We start from the raw sequence: 18,871 nt of genomic DNA, 5'->3' as shown, positions 1-18,871 counted from the left end.
GATTCAATTCTCTCGACGGTCTCAGTTCACAGCGGACGTCGCTTCGACATGACGCGGCAAGGTCACCCGGATACGGGTGCCGCGTTGGCTTTCGGTGTCAGCCGGGCTGTCGATGGTGATTTGTCCATAATGCTCTTCAACGATGGAATAGACCAGTGCAAGGCCCAGACCGGTACCTTCACCCGGGTCCTTGGTGGTGAAGAAAGGTTCGAACAATCGGTCCATGATGTTCTGTGGAATGCCGCTGCCTTCGTCTTCCACGATCAGGTCGACCGTGTGCTCGAAAGCCTCGCTCTTGACGCGTACCGCACTGTGCGGCGGGGACGCATCGCGGGCGTTGGACAGCAGGTTGATCAGCACCTGCGCCAGGCGTTGTGAGTCGCCATCGACCCAATGGTCCGGATCGCACAGGTTAAAGAACTGTACTTCGAAATTGCGCCGGTTCAAGGCCAACAGCCCAATGGCATCCTGCGCCACTTCGGCCAGGCATACCGCTTCGTCCTGATGCTGATGGGCGCCGGAGTGGGCAAAGCTCATCAGCGACTGCACGATGCGAGACACGCGCTTGGTCTGCTCGAGGATCTGCCCGCTGATCTCGGTGATTTCGCCGTCCTCCTCGCGCTCCTCGCGCAGGTTCTGCGCCAGGCAGGCGATACCGGTGATCGGGTTACCGATCTCGTGAGCCACGCCGGCGGCCAGGCGACCAATGCTGGCCAGGCGCTCGGAGTGCACCAGCTTGTCTTCGAGCATCTGGGTGTCGGTCAGGTCCTCCACCAGTAACACCAGGCCGCTGTTGCCAGGGGCCAGGGGCTCGTCAATCGCGGCCTTGTGCAGGTTGAGCCAGCGGGTCTGGCCGTCGAGGGCCAGGTGTTGCTTGTGCAAATGCTCGTCGGGCAGGTTGATAAAGCCTTGCAGCAGTTCCTTCCACGGGTCGCCCAGGGTATTGAGACGAGAGCCCACCACGCGTTGTGCGGCGATGCCGGTCAGCTCCTCCATGGCCTTGTTCCACATCAGGATTTCCTGGTCCTTGGCCAGGGAACACACGCCCATCGGCAGTTCTTGCAGGGTCTGGCGGTGGTAGCGGCGCAGGGCGTCGAGCTCGGCGGCAAGGCCGGTGAGGCGTGAGTGATAGTCCTCCAGCCGGCTTTCGATGAAGTGAATGTCTTCGGTCACGTAGTTTTCGCCGCCGGCCTTGTAGGGCAGGAAGGTTTCCACCATGTCCTGGGACACGCTGGGGCCCATCAACCCTGACAAGTTGGCTTCGATACGGTCACGCAAGCGCCGCAGGGCATAGGGGCGGCGCTCGTCGAACGGCAGGTACAGATCGCGCAGGGCCTGCTCCACTTCCTTTTGTGCGGCCTTGGCACCCAGTGGCTTGGCCAGTTGCGTGGCGAATTCCTGGGGCGAGGCTGCATGCAGCTCGCGGCGTTGCGGGCGGCGCACGTTATCTACCGCGCAGGCCTCGGCGGCGCTGGTTTCTTCGGGGCTGGCGTTGGTGAACAGCGAGATCAGGGTGAACATCAGCACGTTGGCGGCCAGCGAGGCGATTGCGGCCATGTGCCAGCTGGTGTCGTCCAGCACGTAGATCATGTTCAGCAGCGGTATGTAGAAGCCCTGCAGGTTGCCGACCAGCGGTAGCAGCATGGTCACCAGCCACACCAGTACGCCCGCCAGCAAACCGGCAATAAAGCCGCGGCGATTGGCGGTTGGCCAGTACAGTACCGACAGCACGCCCGGCAGGAACTGCAGGGTGGCGACAAAGGCCACGATGCCCAGGTTGGCCAGGTCCTGCCCGGCACCCAGCAACAGGTAAAAGGCATAGCCGGCCATGATGATCGCGACGATCAGCGCGCGGCGTGTCCATTTCAGCCAGCGGTAGATGTTGCCTTCGGCGGGCGGTTGGTACAGCGGCAGCACCAGGTGGTTAAGCGCCATCCCGGAAAGTGCCAATGTGGTGACAATGATCAAACCACTGGCCGCCGACAAACCGCCGACATACGCCAGCAGCGCCAGGGCCGGGCTGTTGGCGGCGATGCCGATGCCGAGGGTGAAGTACTCAGGGTTGGTGGTTGCCCCCAGTTTCAGGCCGGCCCAGAGAATCAGCGGCACTGCCAGGCTCATCAACAGCAGGAACAGTGGCAAGCCCCAGCTGGCGCTGACCAATGAGCGCGGGTTGAGGTTTTCGGTGAAGGTCATGTGGTACATGTGCGGCATTACAATCGCCGAGGCGAAGAACACCAGCAGCAGCGTACGCCAGGGGCCTTCCTGCAACGGCGTGTGCAAGGCGGCGAGGGCGGTCTGGTTTTGCAGCAGCCACAATTCCAACTGCTGCGGGCCGTCGAACACGCCGTAGAGCGCGTAAAGGCCAACGCCGCCAATGGCCACGAGCTTGATCACCGATTCAAAGGCAATCGCAAACACCAGGCCCTGGTGTTTTTCCCGGGTGGCGATATGGCGTGAGCCAAAGAAAATGGTGAACAGGCTGATCAAGGCGCAGAAGGCCAGAGCCACGCGATGTTGCACGGGCTCACGGGTGAGAATGCTGATGGAGTCGGCCACTGCCTGGATCTGCAGGGCCAGCAACGGCAGCACGCCGATCAACATGAAAATCGTGGTGAGCGCGCCGGCCCAGGTGCTGCGAAAGCGGAAGGCAAACAGGTCTGCCAGCGACGACAGCTGGTAGGTACGGGTGATTTTCAGGATGGGGTACAGCAACACCGGCGCCAGCAGGAACGCGCCGGACACCCCCAGGTAGCTGGACAGGAAACCATAGCCGTATTGATAGGCCAGGCCCACCGTACCGTAGAACGCCCAGGCGCTGGCGTACACGCCCAGGGACAAGGTGTAGGTCAAGGGATGGCGAATGATCGCCCGCGGAATCATTCCGCGCTCACTGATCCAGGCGACGCCGAACAGCGCAGCCAGGTAGGCGGCGCTGATCAGCAGCATCTGGGTGAGGCTAAAGCTCATCGGCATCTTTTTGGCTCTGCAGAATGAAAGTCACGACGATCAGGATCAGCCAGAGCAGGTAAGGGCGGTACCAGGCGCCCGTGGCATCGATCCACCAGTCCATGATGGCGGGGGAAAACAGGTAGATCCCGACGACCAGCAGCAGGACCAATCGATAGATGTACATGTTGGCCTCTGATTGAAGAATTGCGGCGATGGTAACGGATGGCTGGGAAGCTGCAAGCGCCTTCAGTTCAATTGCGCTTCGGCCAGCGTGAGTGTGCGAGGGATCAGTGTGGCATCCCACTGCCGGGTGCCCCAGTCCAGCAGTTCCCTGGGGCTTGCGTAAAGCAGCTCGTCCCCGGCCGGCTGGCCGAGGGCGCGCAGCGCTCTGAGCAATAACGGTGTGGCCTGGTCCGCCGTCAGCGGTGGCGAGCGGTACGACTTGCCCAGTTTGTTACCGTCCGGCTGGACGATCAGCGGCACATGCAGGTAGCGCGGCTGGCGCAGGCCCAGTAATTCCTGCAGGTAAAGCTGGCGTGGCGTAGAGTCGAGCAGGTCGGCACCGCGTACGATGTCGGTAACGCCCTGCCAGGCGTCATCCAGGACCACGGCCAGTTGATAGGCGTACAGGCCATCGCGGCGGCGGATGACGAAGTCGCCTGAATCGCGCCCCAGATGCTGTCGGAACTGGCCCTGAACACGGTCGGTAAAATGATACTCAAGCTCGGGCACGCGCAGACGGATGGCGGCATCCTGCTGCTCATGGCCGGCATTGCGGCACAGTCCGGGGTAAATCCCGTTGTAGGGTTCCAGCTGTTTGCGCGAGCAGGTGCAGGCGTAGGCCAGGCCGTGGTTGAACAGCTCGTTCAATACCTTGGCGTAGGCCTCGTGTCGCTCGCTTTGCCGAACCAGTTCGCCATCCCATTCAAAGCCGTAGCTTTCCAGGGCATGCAGGATTGCCGCCTGGGCGCCGGGTTCTTCACGGGGTGGGTCGAGGTCTTCCATGCGCATCAGCCAGCGGCCTTGATTGGCGCGGGCGTCGAGGTAGGACGCGAGGGCGGCGACCAGGGAACCGAAGTGCAGGTGGCCGCTGGGCGTGGGGGCGAAGCGCCCGATATAGGTAGAGGCAGTCATGGGCCGGATACTACTGGAAAACGGGTAAACGCCAGCAACAAAAATGGGGCGTTCGCACGCCCCATTCGTTCAGCTCAGCCGCTATTACTTGCCGACCTGTTTTTCCTTGATTTCAGCCAAGGTCTTGCAGTCTACGCAGAGGTCCGCGGTTGGGCGGGCTTCCAGGCGACGAATACCGATCTCGACGCCGCAGGATTCGCACCAGCCGTATTCTTCGTCTTTGATCAGTTGCAGGGTCTTGTCGATCTTCTTGATCAACTTGCGCTCGCGGTCGCGGGCGCGCAGTTCGAGGGCGAACTCTTCTTCCTGGCTGGCACGGTCGGCCGGGTCGGGGAAGTTGGCTGCTTCGTCCTTCATATGGTCAACCGTGCGGTCGACCTCCTGCATCAAATCCTGTTTCCACTTGTTCAGGATTTTGGTGAAGTGCTCGCGCATGGGCTCGCCCATGTACTCCTCGCCCTTTTTTTCCACATAGGGTTCGAAGCCGCCGAGGCCTTGAGTCTGCTGTTGCTTTGCTTGGGTGGACATGAATAGACCGCCTCTCACTCTTCTAATCCATTGCGCAGGATTGCAACGTCACCGACACCTGCCGGCCCTGCGGCTGCAAGCGGGCGAACTTACCAGATAGATTCGGGGTGCGCCACTCCCGGTTGTCGAGCCTGTCGCGCCGGGGTTGTAAACTACTGCGCCCCGTCGTGGCTGGCTATGTCCTGTCTGGAATGTTGATTTTAGTCGTTTTACCGGCGCTTGCCCGGCCCGTAAAGTGGGCTGGATAGGCAATAGAGCATGTTTTAACGCGGGGGTTCGGTAGAATCCGGATTTGTCCTCACCGTCTAAGGAAGGCTAATGGCTCAGCCCTACAGTGCGCGCAGTCGCGCCATCGAACCTTTTCATGTCATGGCATTGCTGGCGCGCGCCAATGAGCTGCAGTCAGCCGGCCACGATGTGATCCACTTGGAAATCGGCGAGCCGGATTTCACCACCGCCGAACCGATCATCCAGGCAGGCCAGGCCGCGTTGGCCAATGGCAAGACCCGCTACACCGCCGCCCGTGGGCTGCCCGAATTACGCGAGGCGATCAGCGGTTTCTACCAGCAGCGCTACGGGTTGAACATAGATCCGCAGCGCATTCTGGTCACGCCCGGTGGCTCCGGCGCGTTGCTGTTGGCCAGCAGCCTGCTGGTGGATCCGGGCAAGCACTGGCTGCTGGCGGACCCAGGCTACCCCTGCAACCGGCATTTTCTGCGCCTGGTCGAAGGCGCGGCGCAGTTGGTGCCGGTTGGCCCGCAGCAGCGCTACCAATTGACCGCCGACCTGGTGGCTCAACACTGGAACCAGGACAGCGTCGGTGCGCTGGTTGCCTCTCCGGCCAACCCTACCGGGACGATCCTCACCCGGGACGAATTGGGCGGGCTGTCGAATGCCATCAAGGCGCGCGATGGTCACCTAGTGGTTGACGAGATCTATCACGGGTTGACCTACGGCACCGACGCCGCCAGCGTGCTGGAGGTCGACGACGATGCATTTGTTCTGAATAGTTTTTCGAAGTATTTCGGCATGACCGGCTGGCGCCTGGGCTGGCTGGTGGCGCCACCCGAAGCAGTCGGTGAATTGGAGAAGTTGGCGCAAAACCTCTACATCAGTGCGCCTAGCATGGCCCAGCATGCGGCCCTGGCCTGTTTTACCCCGCAAACCCTGAGTATTCTGGAAGAGCGCCGCGCCGAATTTGGCCGGCGCCGTGACTTCCTGCTGCCGGCCCTGCGGGAGTTGGGGTTTGGCATCGCCGTGGAGCCGGAAGGCGCGTTCTATCTGTATGCGGATATCAGCGCGTTTGGCGGTGATGCCTTCGCGTTCTGCGGCCATTTCCTGGAAACCGAACATGTGGCCTTCACCCCGGGGCTGGATTTTGGTCGTTATCAGGCGGGGCATCACGTGCGTTTTGCCTACACGCAAAACCTTGATCGGCTACAAGAAGCGGTTGAGCGAATTGCCCGTGGCTTGCAGAGCTGGCAAGGCTGATGCGTTTTCATCCTCCCCTCGAAGAAGGTCGGCTGATCCGCCGCTACAAGCGCTTTCTCACCGATATCCAAACCCTTACCGGCGAGTTGCTCACCATTCACTGCCCGAACACCGGTTCGATGCTCAACTGCATGGTGGAGGGTGGCCAGGTGTGGTTCAGCCGTTCCACCGACCCCAAGCGTAAATTGCCTGGCACCTGGGAAATCGCCGAAACGCCCCAGGGCCGGCTGGCGTGCGTCAACACGGCACGCGCTAATCAGTTGGTCGAGGAAGCATTGCGCGCCGGGGTGATCACTGAGCTCAACGGCTTTACCGCGCTGAAACGCGAAGTGCCTTACGGTCAGGAAAACAGCCGGATCGATTTTCGCCTGGAGTACCCCGATGGGGCCGCGTTTGTTGAAGTCAAAAGTGTCACTTTGGGCTTTGATGGCAGCTCTGTGGCGGCTTTCCCGGATGCGGTGACCCAGCGCGGTGCCAAGCACCTGCGGGAGTTGGCGCACCTGGCGCGCGAAGGTGTTCGGGCCGTGCAGTTGTATTGCGTCAATTTGTCGGGAATTGACGCGGTGCGTCCGGCGGTGGAGATCGACGCGGGTTATGCCGCCGCGTTGCGCGAGGCCAAGGCCGCGGGTGTCGAGGTGCTGGCGTACGGTGTGCGCGTCACGCCTGAAGAAATCTGTGTCGAACGTGCATTGAAGGTGCTGCTGGGCAACTAGAGTTCAACCCACAGGCCGTGTTCGTCCTCGCGGCCGGGCAGGGCGGTGAGGCTTTGGCCTGCGCAGGGGCCGGCGATGCATTCGCCGCTTTCGATCAGGAACAGCGCGCCATGGGTGGCGCATTGGATCAGGCTGGCGCTGGAATCGAGGAAGCTGTCCGGCTGCCATTCCAGCGGGATGCCACGATGGGGGCAGCGGTTGATATAGAAGTAGGCAACGCCAGCGCGCCGCACGGCCAACAGTTTGCAGCCGTCGATATCAAAACCGAGGCTGCTGTCGGGCGCAAGGGCCGCGGAGGGGCAGAGAAACTTCATATCAATCCTTAAGTGCCTTGACGTGCAAATGCAAACAATTATCAAATGCCCGCTTCGCCCGTCAGCTGATCGGGTGCTCATTACGATGCCGGGTAGGGGTTATCTGTCACATTGGTGAGTACTTGAATGGCCCTGCCTTGGAAGGAAACCCTGTTATGCGCCTGAGTGCCAGTGTTATTGCGCTTGTTGCCGGACTGCTGGTCAGCCATGCGGCCCAAGCCCTGGACCTGCCGCAACGCTGGGTGAGCGCCGGTGGCGCGTTATCGGAATGGGTGACGGCATTGGGAGGTGAGTCGAAGCTGGTGGGCGTGGACACCACCAGCCAGCATCCTGCATCGCTCAAGGCATTGCCCAGTATCGGTTATCAGCGCCAGTTGTCGGCCGAAGGCATTCTCAGCCTTCGCCCAGAGGTGCTGGTGGGCACCGAAGAGATGGGCCCACCGCCGGTGCTGGCGCAAATCCGTGGCGCGGGGGTGCAGGTAGAGATGTTCTCGGCGCAGCCCGATTTACCCAGCCTGAAAGCCAACCTGCTGCACTTGGGCAAGCTGCTGGGCAACGAAGCCACGGCCGGCGAATTGTTTCGCGGCTATGAACAAACGTTGGATCAGCAGAAAACCACGGTGGCCAAGGCCCGGTTGACGCAAAAAGCCCCCGGTGTGTTGCTGTTGCTCGGGCACGCTGGCGGCAAACCGTTGATCGCCGGTAGGGATACTGCCGCCGATTGGATACTGCAACAGGCCGGCGGGCATAACCTGGCGACTCATACCGGTTACAAACCGTTCTCGGTGGAATCGCTGGCCGGGTTGAGTCCTGATGTGCTGGTATTTGCCGATCGGGCGCTCAGCGGTGAAGCGGCCCGTGCGGCGCTGTTCAAGGAAAACCCTATCCTCGCTTCCACGCCAGCGGCCAAACACGGCCGGGTGATCGAGTTGGATCCGACGCTGCTGGTGGGCGGGCTCGGGCCGCGCTTGCCGCAGAGCCTGGTGCGGTTGTCCGCCGTGTTTTATCCGGCACAGGCTGAACCCGCCCCATGACGACGTTGGTTAAACCGAAAACCCTGTTTATCGGGCTGGCGCTGTTATGTCTGCTGGCGGTCTGGCTTTCATTGGCCCTGGGGCCGGTCAGCCTGCCGTTGTTCGACACCCTCAGGGCGGCGTTGCGATTGATGGGCGTGCCGATTGAGCCCCTGGGGCTCGAGCAGGCCGAACTGATCCTGGGGCAGATCCGTTTACCACGCACGCTGCTGGGCCTGGCCGTGGGGGGTGTGCTCGCGTTGTCGGGCGTGGCGATGCAGGGATTGTTCCGCAACCCGCTGGCCGACCCTGGCTTGGTGGGCGTGTCCAGTGGCGCGGCGTTGGGCGCTGCGGTGGCAATCGTCGGGGGCTCGTTTTTTGGCGGGCTGCCGGATGCATTTGGGCCCTATCTATTGTCGATTTGTGCGTTTCTGGGAGGGCTGGGCGTCACGGCGCTGGTCTACCGATTGGGGCGGCGCAATGGCCAGACCAACGTCGCGACGATGCTGCTTGCCGGCATTGCGCTGACGGCCCTCGCCGGTTCTGCGGTGGGGCTGTTTACCTACCTGGCGGACGATGCCACCTTGCGTACCCTGACGTTCTGGAACCTGGGCAGTCTCAATGGCGCCAGCTACTCGCGGTTATGGCCGCTGCTGCTGGTGAGTGCGGGTGTGGCGCTGTGGTTGCCGCGCCGAGCGAAGGCCTTGAATGCGCTGCTGCTGGGTGAATCCGAGGCCAGCCATCTGGGCATTGATGTGGAAAGGCTCAAGCGTGAGTTGGTGTTCTGTACGGCGTTGGGCGTTGGCGCGGCCGTGGCTGCAGCGGGCATGATCGGCTTTGTCGGGTTGGTGGTGCCGCACCTGGTGCGGTTGCTCGCAGGGCCTGATCACCGTGTGCTGTTGCCTGCGTCGGTGCTGGCGGGCGCGAGCTTGCTGCTGTTTGCGGACCTGGTGGCGCGCTTGGCGCTGGCGCCGGCGGAACTGCCGATCGGTATTGTTACCGCGTTTATCGGCGCGCCGTTTTTTCTGTATCTGTTGCTGCGAGGGCGCGCCTGATGCTGCGGGTGGAAGCGTTGCAGATCCGCCGCGGGGGCAAGACCGTATTGGCGGATATCAGCCTGAAACTGCTGCCGGGCGAAGTGTTGGGTGTACTGGGGCCCAATGGTGCAGGCAAAAGTACCTTGCTGAGTGCGCTGTGCGGCGAATTGACCCCCGATCAGGGCACGGTCTGGCTGGATCAGCACGAGCTCAAGCATCTGAGCGGAGCGCAGCGCGCCCGGCGCCTGGCGGTACTGCCGCAGAGTTCGACGCTGGACTTCGCTTTCCGTGTCGAGGAGGTGGTCGGCATGGGGCGTTTGCCCCATCAGACCGGGCGAGTGCGCGATGAAGAAATCATCAGCGCGGCACTGCACGCAGCGGATATCGGGCACCTGAGTGGTCGCAGTTACCTGGCTTTGTCGGGCGGCGAGCGCCAGCGGGTGCACCTGGCCCGCGTCTTGGCGCAATTATGGCCGGGCGAAGCAGGGCAGACGCTGTTGCTGGATGAGCCGACGTCAATGCTCGACCCGTTACATCAGCATACGACCTTGCAGGCGATCCGCAGCTTTGCCGATCGTGGCGCAGCGGTGTTGGTGATCCTCCATGACCTGAACCTGGCTGCGCGTTACTGTGACCGTATCCTGTTGCTGGAAAATGGACGCCCTCATGCTCTGGATACGCCGAAGCGAGTGCTGCAACCCGAGCCGCTCAAGGCAGTGTTTGGTCTGGATGTGCTGGTGCAGTCGCATCCGGAGCGGGGGCACCCCTTGATCATCGCGCGTTGAATTCAGTTTTCACAGGCAAAAAAAGACCCGGCAAGAGCCGGGTCAAATAACCGTGATTAGCCTGATGAGGAGATAATCTGAGAGTCCGAACCAATGGTCTTTCAGTTATCGGCTGATCTCGCGACCAGTTGTGGTAATCATAACGATTCTCATTTGAGAGTCAACTACTGTTTTATCCCTCTGTGTATTTTTGTCAAAAACGCCTAGGTTTGATCGCTGGCTCTAAATCTTCTGGCGCGTCGAAAGCGCATCCAACTGACGGTTCAGCGCCTCCTTGCGCTCCGTAGGAATATCGTTCCAGTGCACATCCATCAATGCGCCTTCAATCGCATACAGCAACACTTTCGATGCCCGGAACCCGCGCGTGCGCACGGCCCGGTAAGCATCGACCGCTCCCAGCCGGCGCAGGTCGGACGCACTGTGGATGCCCGCCGCATGCAACCACTGCGCCGAGGTCTTGCCAAGATTTTTCAGGTGTTGCAGCTCATCGTTCATCAAGCCTCCTTGCGACGGCCGAATGGTGCGGTGGGTATCGTGACCAGCAAGCCTGAAAATGAGTGTAGCGCTCAGTAGGAAAAGCGTGATTCTTTGGTTTGGAACTACTCAAAAGCTTATAAGAATGGCGCTGCATGTCAGGCAGGGGAAAGCGCCCGGCAGGCTTGATGCGCAGCCGGGAGCAGGCGGTTTCGGGGTTATTTGGTGCGGTAACGCAGGCGGGTACCGAAATTCACCGACATCAGGATCTCGTCAGCCGTCAGGTCGGGTGAGAAGTACGTACCGGAAATCTGCGCATGAGCCAGGCTGGCACCTTCCAATGAGCAATCGCGTAAATCCAGCCCACGCAGGTCGGTGGAGCGGAAGTAGGCGTCGGTAAAGTCGATACCCGCAGCGTTCAGCTCACGCAAGTCCAGGCCGCGGAAGTCACCGCCGCGCATGTCGATCACGCCGTTTTCGGGGCGCTGCTGATTGAAGCCCCGAATGTCGTCTTTGTGCAGGAGCGCGTAGAGCGGGGTATCAAGAAGCTTGGGCTGACTCATGACAGGCGACTCCTGTTGGAATTATGACGCCATTATAGTGCCACTATCGCGCGGTCGTGCGCCAAAGTAGGCGACACGACCGAGAAATATTTCTTACAGGCCAGGCAAGTGCTGACGAATATGCGCAACCAACGCATCGAGGGTCCCGCTTTCATTGGTCTCGACGCGTTTGCTCAGCAGCAGCTCCTGCGCTGTCAACGGGTCACGATTGGCCTGTTGTTCTTCGACGACTACCAGCGTTGCGTCGGACGGATCGTTTTTATCGGCCTGACGTTGTGCCAACCAACTGGCGATGACGGCCTGTGGTGCATTGCAATCGAGGATCAGGAACGGGGCGCCGGTGGCTTCGGCAACGCGGGCCGCCGCGTCACGTTGTTCGCGTTTGAGGAAGGTCGCATCCAGTACCACCGGGAAACCGGCGCGAAGCACGGTGTCGGCGATTTCGTTCAGGCGTGCGTACGTTGCAGCACTGGCGTCATGGCTATAGATGCCGGCTTGCAGGGTGTTTTCCACCTGCTGTTCGCCAAACAGGCGCTTGCGCTCCACGTCCGAACGCAGGCGAACAGCACCCAGGGCCTCGACCAGGCGCATGGCGACATGGCTTTTGCCCACGGCCGAAACACCATGGGTGATCGCCAGGAAGCGCGACGGAATCGTGCTGTAGCTTTCAGCCAGGTTGGCATAATTGCGGTATTGGCGCAGGGTGGTGGCGCGTTGCACGGGGTCGGCTTCGCTTGGCATGCTGAACAGGGCCACTTTCGCCCGCACCAGTGCACGATAAGCCTTGTAGAAGTTCAGCAGCTCCAGGCCCTGATAGTCGCCGGTCAGTTCCAGGTACTGGCTGATAAAACGGCGCGCCAGGCATTTGAGGCCACGGTCTTCCAGGTCCATCGCCAGGAACGCGGTGTCGGCGTACACGTCGGTGAAGCGGAACGGCTCGTTGAATTCGATGCAGTCGAAGATCACCACATGGCCATCGATCAGCGTGGCGTTACCCAGGTGGATATCACCGTGGCACTCGCGCGTGAAGCCATTGAGCTTGCGCTGTTCCAGCAGCGGCTTGAGCCGTTCGAAGCTGCTTTCGGCCCAGGCTTGCAGGGCTTCAAGCTGAATGAGGTCGGCCTTGTCACTGAGGAACGGGCGGATCTGATCGAAGTTCTGGCGTACCGGTGCCATTACTTCTTCCGGGGTGCCGGCCGGGTGCTCCTGCGCGACCTTGGGAGCGTTGAGGTGGAAGTGCGCAATCTGCTCGGCCATTTCGTCGATGTGCGCGCTGGTGAGCTCACCGTTGGCTTGCAAGGTGCTCAACATCTGGCTTTGCGGGAACTGACGCATTTTCAGCGCATATTCGATCACCGGGCCGTCGCCCGCCAATTGCGGTGCGTCGGCCGTGCCGGTAATTGGCAACACTTCGAGATACAAATTTTCGGTGAGACGCTGGTTGAGGCGCAGTTCTTCGTTGCAGAAATGGCCGCGCTTTTCCAGGTCGGTAAAATCCAGGAACCCGAAGTTCATCGGTTTCTTCAGTTTATAAGCATAGGGGCCGGTCAGGATCACCCAGGAAATATGGGTTTCGATGACTTGAAACGCTTGCACCGGATGCGGGTACAAAGCCGGGTTTTGCAGGGCGGCAATCAGGGACTGGCTCACGGGCGATCCTTCAAAGTCTGGGAGAAATCATGGCGGGCATTATGGCCGCTACGGGCGGTCGTGCAAACCGCTGTCCGGCTCATGTTGATCATCAATAAAGTGCGTATAATCCGCCGCCATGACTCGAACCCGATCTCCCCGTTCCCGTAAAAAACCTCCTTCGCGCAGCCTGCGCCCTTGGCTAGGCTGGGCGCTCAAGCTCGGCCTGGTGGGCCTGGTAGCGCTCGCCGGCGTTGCGGTGTATCTCGACGCCGTGGTCCAGGAGAAATTCTCCGGCAAGCGCTGGACCATTCCGGCCAAGGTGTATGCACGCCCGCTGGAACTGTTCGCCGGCCAGAAGCTGAGCAAGGAAGATTTCCTCACCGAGCTTGATGCGTTGGGCTATCGACGCGAGCCCGTGAGCAACGGCCCGGGCGCGGCGGCGGTCAGCGGCAATACGGTTGACCTGAACACCCGCGGCTTCCAGTTCTATGAAGGTCTGGAAAAAGCCCAGCCGGTACGCGTGCGTTTTTCCGGCGACTACGTGGCCGAGCTGTCGTCGCTCAACGGCGCCAAGCTGCCGGTGGTGCGCCTTGAGCCGCTGATGATTGGCGGTATCTACCCGAAGAACCTTGAAGACCGGATTCTGATCAAGCTCGATCAAGCGCCTCCGTACCTGCTGGAAACCCTGGTTGCAGTGGAGGACCGCGACTTCTACAGCCACTGGGGCGTTTCGCCGAAGTCGATTGCCCGCGCGGTCTGGGTCAACACCTCCGGCGGCAAGATGACCCAGGGCGGCAGTACGCTCACCCAGCAATTGGTAAAGAACTTCTACCTGACCAATGAGCGCAGCCTGACCCGCAAGCTCACCGAAGCCATGATGGCGATGCTGCTGGAGCTGCATTACAGCAAGCAGGAAATCCTTGAGGCCTACCTCAACGAAGTCTTCGTCGGCCAGGATGGTCAGCGCGCGGTGCACGGTTTCGGCCTGGCCAGCCAGTTCTTCTTCGGCCAGCCGTTGTCCGAATTGAAGTTGCACCAGGTTGCGTTGCTGGTGGGGATGGTCAAGGGGCCGTCCTACTATAACCCGCGTCGCAACCCTGAGCGTGCGCTGGAACGCCGCAACCTGGTGCTCGATGTACTCGAGCAGCAAGGCGTTGCCACGGCCGAACAGGTCGCCGCCGCGAAGAAAATGCCCCTGGGCGTCACCACCCGCGGCAAGCTGGCAGACAGCTCCTTCCCCGGCTTTATCGACCTGGTCAAACGTCAGCTGCGTGAAGACTATCGCGACGAAGACTTGACCGAAGAAGGCCTGCGCATCTTCACCAGCTTTGACCCGATTCTGCAGATGAAGGCCGAGGCGTCGGTCAATGACACCTTCAAACGCCTGACGGGCCGTAAAGGCTCCGATGAAGTAGAGGCCGCCATGGTCGTGACCAACCCGGAAACCGGTGAGGTGCAGGCCATGATCGGCAGCCGTCAGGCCAGTTTCGCCGGGTTCAACCGCGCTCTGGATGCCGTGCGCCCGATCGGCTCGCTGGTCAAGCCGGCGGTTTACCTGACCGCCCTGGAAAAACCGAGCAAGTACACGCTGACCAGTTGGTTGTCGGATGATCCGTTGTCGATCAAAGGTGCCGATGGCCAGGTATGGACGCCAAAGAACTTCGACCGCCGCTCTCACGGCACCGTATTCCTGTATCAAGGGTTGGCGCATTCCTACAACATCTCGACGTCGCGCCTGGGGCTCGAAGTCGGTGTGCCGAATGTCCTGAAGACGCTGGCACGATTGGGGATCGAACGAGAGTTCCCGGCGTTCCCGTCGATGCTGCTGGGTGCGGCGGCGATGAGCCCGATGGAAGTGGCCACCATGTACCAGACCTTGGCCAACGGTGGTTTCAATACGCCGATGCGCGGCATTCGTAGCGTGCTGACGGCCGAGGGCGAACCGCTCAAGCGTTACCCGTTCCAGATCCAGCAGCGTTTCGACGCGGGCTCCATCTACCTGATCCAGAACGCCATGCAGCGCGTGATGCGTGAAGGTACCGGGCGTTCGGTCTACAGCGTGCTGCCGTCGAACCTGACGCTGGCCGGCAAGACCGGCACCAGTAACGACTCGCGCGACAGCTGGTTCGCAGGGTTCGGCCAGGACGTACTGGCCGTGGTATGGCTGGGCCGTGACGACAATGGCAAGACCCCGTTCACCGGTGCGACCGGTGCGCTGCAGGTCTGGACCAGCTTCATGCGCAAGGCTGACCCGTTGCCGCTCAACATGCCGCAGCCGGATAACATCGTGCAGGCCTGGATTGATCCGCACACCGGCCAAGGTTCGGATGCCAACTGCCCGGGCGCGGTGCAGATGCCGTATATTCGTGGCAGCGAGCCACCACCCGGTGCCGCATGCGGGGGCAGCGCCCCGGCGGACGCGGACTCGGTGATGGATTGGGTCAAGGGCTGGATGAATTAAGCAAAGAGGGTTTCAAGTGAACAAGTTGTGGATTCCAGCGATTACCGTTCTGGCTTTGCTCGGCGGTTGCTCCAGCGTGCAGCGCGGCTCGATCCCGGTTGTGGATTCGAGTACGAACGTCTCCAGTAACGACCGTATTTCGGCCAATGGCGGGTTTCGTCAGACGGTGACGAACCGTCCGGCACAGGCCAAGCCTCAGGCAATGCCGCAGGATTCGGGCGTAGTGGTGATGGTGCCGGGCAGTGGGGCTGCAACCGCAGCGCCGATCAGTGCCGAACCCTGGACCCCAGGGCCGAGCACGTCGGGGCCGATCGATTCGACGCCGATGCAAGCGGCGCCGATCAACCAGGGCACCTACACCATGCCATCGACGCCAAGCGGCATCCCTTCGTCGTCCGCTGCTGGCGGCCTGTCGGCGGACGAGCAACTGGATGGCCCGGTATTGGCGCTGCTCACCACCGCCCAGCAACAGCAGGCCGGTGGCGATCTCAATGGCGCTTCGTCGAGCCTTGAGCGCGCCCAACGCGTTGCCCCGCGCGAACCCCAAGTGTTGTATCGCCTGGCGCAGGTACGCATGGCCCAGGGTGATGCGCCGCAAGCCGAGCAGTTCGCGCGTCGCGGTTTGACAATGGCTAATGGTCGTCCGGACCTGCAAGCCAGTCTGTGGGCGTTGATTGGAGATGCGCGTGCCGCGCAGGGCGATGCCGCCGGCGCTGCCCAGGCGCGAGCAAAAGCCAAGGTCAATCTCTGATGGATGCACGTTTTCCGGCAATTGCTGAACAATTGTTGTTGATCGAACGAGAGTTGCGCGTGCAGGGCTGGTGGGACGAGGTGCCCCCCAGCGCTGAAGCGCTCGGCAGCGTCGAGCCGTTTTCGGTCGATACCCTGGATTTCCACCAGTGGCTGCAATGGATTTTCCTGGTGCGCATGAAGCAGATCCTCGAGCAGGACCTGCCTCTGCCCAATGCGTCCGGCATTCTGGAAATGGCCGAGATGGTGTATGCCGACCGTCCTCGCGAGAGCCTTGGCTTGCGTAACGCGCTGAAAAAGTTCGACCAACTGATCGCTGACGCTCGTTAATTGCCTGACTGCCGGGTTTTCCGGCAGTCTTGCGCACATTTCTACCGCTTGACGACATTCAGGCGAGTTTTATCCCTCCTCAAAGGCCTTTCTTCTACGTTCTCATGCGCTTAGTTGGAAAAAAGCGCAATTATTGCTTGACTTGAAGGGCCTGAAACAGAAGAATCCAAAGTCCGCTGTATCGGGACTGCCAGAAGCAGGCCCGCTCAGCAGATCATGAGGCGCACATCCGCGCCGACCTGTAACACCCGCAACGCGTTACCTCGCGCTGGGTGGGAAAAGCCCGCAACACTTGGGACGATCCCAATACTTGCTCAGTCAGTGCTGACGTAGTCGGCGACCACCGTCGCTCATGCTCTGTTGAGAAGTAAACCTATTAAGACCCGTCGGTTTTCAACGGACGGTATTCTGGCGTTTTAGAGGTGAACAACGTGGAGCTTTTATCTGGCGGTGAGATGCTCGTCCGCTTTTTGCGTGACGAAGGCGTCGACTATATCTACGGGTACCCGGGTGGTGCTCTGCTGCATGTCTACGACGCACTGTTCAAGGAACCGGCTGTTACCCACATCCTGGTTCGCCACGAACAGGCCGCGACCCATATGGCTGACGGTTACGCCCGTGCCACCGGTAAAGCCGGCGTGGTACTGGTAACGTCTGGCCCAGGCGCAACCAATGCCATCACCGGCATCGCGACGGCCTATATGGACTCCATTCCGATGGTGATCATTTCCGGCCAGGTTGCCAGCACCATGGTCGGCACCGACGCGTTCCAGGAAACCGACATGATCGGTATCTCCCGGCCGATCGTGAAACACAGTTTCATGATCAAGCACGCGTCGGAAATCCCGGAAGTCATGAAGAAGGCGTTCTACCTCGCACAATCCGGTCGTCCGGGTCCTGTCGTGGTGGATATCCCCAAGGACATGACCAACCCGGCCGAGAAATTCGAATACGTTTTCCCGAAGAAAGCCAAGCTGCGCTCCTACAGCCCGGCCGTGCGTGGGCACTCTGGGCAGATCCGCAAGGCCGCAGAAATGCTCCTGGCGGCCAAGCGCCCGGTGCTGTACTCCGGCGGTGGCGTGATTCTGGGGGGCGGTTCCGCACCGCTGACCGAATTGGCCAAGCTGCTCAACCTGCCGGTCACCAATACCCTGATGGGCCTCGGCGCCTACCCGGGTTCTGACCGTCAGTTCGTCGGCATGCTCGGCATGCACGGCAGCTACACCGCCAACCTGGCCATGCACCACGCCGACGTGATCCTGGCGGTTGGCGCACGGTTCGATGACCGCGTGATCAACGGCGCGAGCAAGTTCTGCCCGAATGCCAAGATCATCCATATCGACATCGACCCGGCGTCCATCTCCAAGACCATCAAGGCCGACGTGCCGATCGTAGGTCCGGTGGAAAGCGTGCTGACCGAAATGGTCGCCGCGCTCAAGGACATCGGCGAAGCGCCGAACAAGGAATCCGTTGCCAGTTGGTGGAAGCAGATCGACGAATGGCGCGGTGATCGCGGCCTGTTCCCTTACGACAAGGGTGACGGCAGCATCATCAAGCCGCAAACCGTGATCGAGACCCTGTGCGAAGTGACCAAGGGCGACGCCTTTGTGACCTCCGACGTGGGCCAGCACCAGATGTTCGCCGCGCAGTACTACAAGTTCGACAAGCCTAACCGCTGGATCAACTCCGGTGGCCTGGGCACGATGGGCTTCGGTTTCCCGGCGGCCATGGGCGTCAAGCTGAGCTTTCCGGATGCCGACGTGGCCTGTGTCACCGGTGAAGGCAGCATCCAGATGAACATCCAGGAGCTGTCGACGTGCCTGCAGTACGGTCTTCCCGTGAAGATCGTCTGCCTGAACAACGGCGTGCTGGGCATGGTTCGTCAGTGGCAGGACATGAGCTACGGTAGCCGTCACTCCCATTCCTACATGGAATCGTTGCCGGATTTCGTCAAATTGGTTGAAGCCTATGGCCACGTCGGCATGCGCATCACCGATTTGAAAGATCTGAAGCCGAAGATGGAAGAGGCGTTCGCCATGAAGGACCGCCTGGTGTTCATCGATATTCAGGTGGATACCAGCGAGCACGTCTACCCGATGCAGATCAAAGACGGCTCTATGCGCGACATGTGGCTGAACAAGACGGAGCGTACTTAATCATGCGGCACATTATCTCCCTGCTTCTGGAGAACGAACCCGGCGCTCTGTCTCGTGTTGTCGGCCTGTTTTCGCAACGCAACTACAACATCGAAAGCCTGACCGTGGCCCCGACCGAAGACCCGACCCTGTCGCGCCTGACGTTGACCACCGTGGGCCACGATGAGGTGATCGAGCAGATCACCAAGAACCTCAACAAGCTGATCGAAGTGGTCAAGCTGGTCGACCTGTCGGAAAGTGCTCACATCGAGCGCGAGCTGATGCTGGTCAAGGTCAAGGCCACAGGCGCCCAGCGTGCCGAGATCAAGCGCACTACCGATATTTATCGCGGGCAGATCGTCGATGTGAGCGCCAGCGTTTATACCGTGCAACTGACCGGTACGAGCGACAAGCTGGACAGCTTCATCCAGTCGATCGGGACGGCCTCGATTCTGGAAACCGTACGCAGTGGTGTCACCGGGATTGCCCGTGGCGACAAAGTACTCAGCATCTAACCCAATTAGCGAATGGCCTTACGGCCTGGATATATAGAGGAACC

General features: G+C 60.9%; 18 protein-coding genes. 10 read left to right on the top strand and 8 right to left on the bottom strand.

Annotated features, from left to right (window positions below):
- Positions 1-21: 21 nt before the first annotated feature.
- The 4 genes from C4J94_RS23140 to dksA form a co-directional block, all read right to left on the bottom strand.
- The gene (locus C4J94_RS23140; RefSeq protein WP_164485598.1) at positions 22-2,976 is read right to left on the bottom strand and encodes a sensor histidine kinase; all 2,955 of its coding nucleotides are present in this window, start codon (positions 2,974-2,976) and stop codon (positions 22-24) included.
- The gene (locus C4J94_RS23135) at positions 2,960-3,136 is read right to left on the bottom strand and encodes a hypothetical protein (protein WP_003176118.1); all 177 of its coding nucleotides are present in this window, start codon (positions 3,134-3,136) and stop codon (positions 2,960-2,962) included. Before C4J94_RS23135 ends, C4J94_RS23140 begins: the two co-directional genes overlap by 17 nt.
- Before the next feature lie 62 nt (positions 3,137-3,198).
- The gene (gene gluQRS / locus C4J94_RS23130) at positions 3,199-4,086 is read right to left on the bottom strand and encodes a tRNA glutamyl-Q(34) synthetase GluQRS (RefSeq protein ID WP_124388222.1); all 888 of its coding nucleotides are present in this window, start codon (positions 4,084-4,086) and stop codon (positions 3,199-3,201) included.
- Between the two features lie 84 nt (positions 4,087-4,170).
- Positions 4,171-4,614, bottom strand: coding sequence for an RNA polymerase-binding protein DksA (dksA, locus tag C4J94_RS23125; protein ID WP_003194150.1), 444 nt, complete (start codon positions 4,612-4,614; stop codon positions 4,171-4,173).
- A gap of 318 nt (positions 4,615-4,932) precedes the next feature.
- On the opposite strand from dksA, the gene C4J94_RS23120 reads away from it, so the two are divergent.
- Both C4J94_RS23120 and sfsA read left to right on the top strand, forming a co-directional pair.
- Positions 4,933-6,105 (top strand): pyridoxal phosphate-dependent aminotransferase, encoded by a 1,173-nt coding sequence (locus C4J94_RS23120; RefSeq protein ID WP_124388221.1) that lies wholly within the window; start codon positions 4,933-4,935, stop codon positions 6,103-6,105.
- Positions 6,105-6,818 (top strand): DNA/RNA nuclease SfsA, encoded by a 714-nt coding sequence (sfsA, locus tag C4J94_RS23115; protein ID WP_124388220.1) that lies wholly within the window; start codon positions 6,105-6,107, stop codon positions 6,816-6,818. The genes C4J94_RS23120 and sfsA overlap by 1 nt, the downstream gene beginning before the upstream one ends.
- On the opposite strand, the gene C4J94_RS23110 is transcribed toward sfsA, so the two are convergent.
- Positions 6,815-7,132, bottom strand: a complete 318-nt coding sequence (locus C4J94_RS23110) for a Rieske 2Fe-2S domain-containing protein (RefSeq protein WP_124388219.1) — start codon at positions 7,130-7,132, stop codon at positions 6,815-6,817. The two genes, sfsA and C4J94_RS23110, sit on opposite strands and share 4 nt — an antisense overlap.
- A 155-nt stretch (positions 7,133-7,287) precedes the next feature.
- On the opposite strand from C4J94_RS23110, the gene C4J94_RS23105 reads away from it, so the two are divergent.
- The 3 genes from C4J94_RS23105 to C4J94_RS23095 are packed head-to-tail and all read left to right on the top strand — an operon-like array spanning position 7,288 to position 9,967.
- Positions 7,288-8,166 (top strand): hemin ABC transporter substrate-binding protein, encoded by an 879-nt coding sequence (locus tag C4J94_RS23105; RefSeq protein ID WP_124388218.1) that lies wholly within the window; start codon positions 7,288-7,290, stop codon positions 8,164-8,166.
- A 50-nt stretch (positions 8,167-8,216) separates the two neighbouring features.
- Positions 8,217-9,200 (top strand): iron ABC transporter permease, encoded by a 984-nt coding sequence (locus C4J94_RS23100; RefSeq protein WP_164485623.1) that lies wholly within the window; start codon positions 8,217-8,219, stop codon positions 9,198-9,200.
- A complete protein-coding gene (locus tag C4J94_RS23095) occupies positions 9,200-9,967 on the top strand; it encodes a heme ABC transporter ATP-binding protein (protein ID WP_124388216.1) in 768 nt (255 codons plus the stop codon). The genes C4J94_RS23100 and C4J94_RS23095 overlap by 1 nt, the downstream gene beginning before the upstream one ends.
- Before the next feature lie 222 nt (positions 9,968-10,189).
- Here the strand turns inward: C4J94_RS23095 and C4J94_RS23090 are convergent, their stop codons facing one another.
- The 3 genes from C4J94_RS23090 to C4J94_RS23080 form a co-directional block, all read right to left on the bottom strand.
- Positions 10,190-10,462: a TfoX/Sxy family protein gene (locus C4J94_RS23090; protein WP_124388215.1), complete on the bottom strand. Its 273-nt coding sequence runs from the start codon at positions 10,460-10,462 to the stop codon at positions 10,190-10,192.
- A gap of 197 nt (positions 10,463-10,659) precedes the next feature.
- Entirely contained in the window at positions 10,660-11,004 is a 345-nt protein-coding gene (locus tag C4J94_RS23085; RefSeq protein WP_124388214.1) for a pentapeptide repeat-containing protein, read from the bottom strand.
- Positions 11,005-11,097: 93 nt separating this feature from the next.
- Positions 11,098-12,654: a bifunctional aminoglycoside phosphotransferase/ATP-binding protein gene (locus C4J94_RS23080; RefSeq protein WP_124388213.1), complete on the bottom strand. Its 1,557-nt coding sequence runs from the start codon at positions 12,652-12,654 to the stop codon at positions 11,098-11,100.
- A gap of 118 nt (positions 12,655-12,772) precedes the next feature.
- Here C4J94_RS23080 and mrcB point away from each other — a divergent pair, with 118 nt between their 5' ends.
- The 5 genes from mrcB (at position 12,773) to ilvN (ending at position 18,827) form a co-directional block, all read left to right on the top strand.
- Positions 12,773-15,097 carry a penicillin-binding protein 1B gene (gene mrcB / locus C4J94_RS23075; protein WP_124364413.1) on the top strand — a complete coding sequence of 775 codons (2,325 nt, stop codon included), beginning with the start codon at positions 12,773-12,775 and terminating at the stop codon, positions 15,095-15,097.
- 16 nt (positions 15,098-15,113) lie between these two features.
- Positions 15,114-15,848: a M48 family metallopeptidase gene (locus tag C4J94_RS23070; RefSeq protein WP_124388212.1), complete on the top strand. Its 735-nt coding sequence runs from the start codon at positions 15,114-15,116 to the stop codon at positions 15,846-15,848.
- Positions 15,848-16,177 carry a YqcC family protein gene (locus tag C4J94_RS23065; RefSeq protein ID WP_124388211.1) on the top strand — a complete coding sequence of 110 codons (330 nt, stop codon included), beginning with the start codon at positions 15,848-15,850 and terminating at the stop codon, positions 16,175-16,177. Before C4J94_RS23070 ends, C4J94_RS23065 begins: the two co-directional genes overlap by 1 nt.
- Before the next feature lie 431 nt (positions 16,178-16,608).
- Positions 16,609-18,333: an acetolactate synthase 3 large subunit gene (locus C4J94_RS23060; protein WP_124388210.1), complete on the top strand. Its 1,725-nt coding sequence runs from the start codon at positions 16,609-16,611 to the stop codon at positions 18,331-18,333.
- Positions 18,334-18,335: 2 nt separating this feature from the next.
- Positions 18,336-18,827: an acetolactate synthase small subunit gene (gene ilvN, locus C4J94_RS23055; protein WP_003176102.1), complete on the top strand. Its 492-nt coding sequence runs from the start codon at positions 18,336-18,338 to the stop codon at positions 18,825-18,827.
- Positions 18,828-18,871: the final 44 nt, after the last annotated feature.

The sequence above is a fragment of the Pseudomonas sp. R5-89-07 genome (assembly GCF_003851685.1).
In the GTDB taxonomy this organism is placed as follows: Bacteria; Pseudomonadota; Gammaproteobacteria; order Pseudomonadales; family Pseudomonadaceae; genus Aquipseudomonas.
This window is presented reverse-complemented; position numbering and strand designations above follow the sequence as displayed.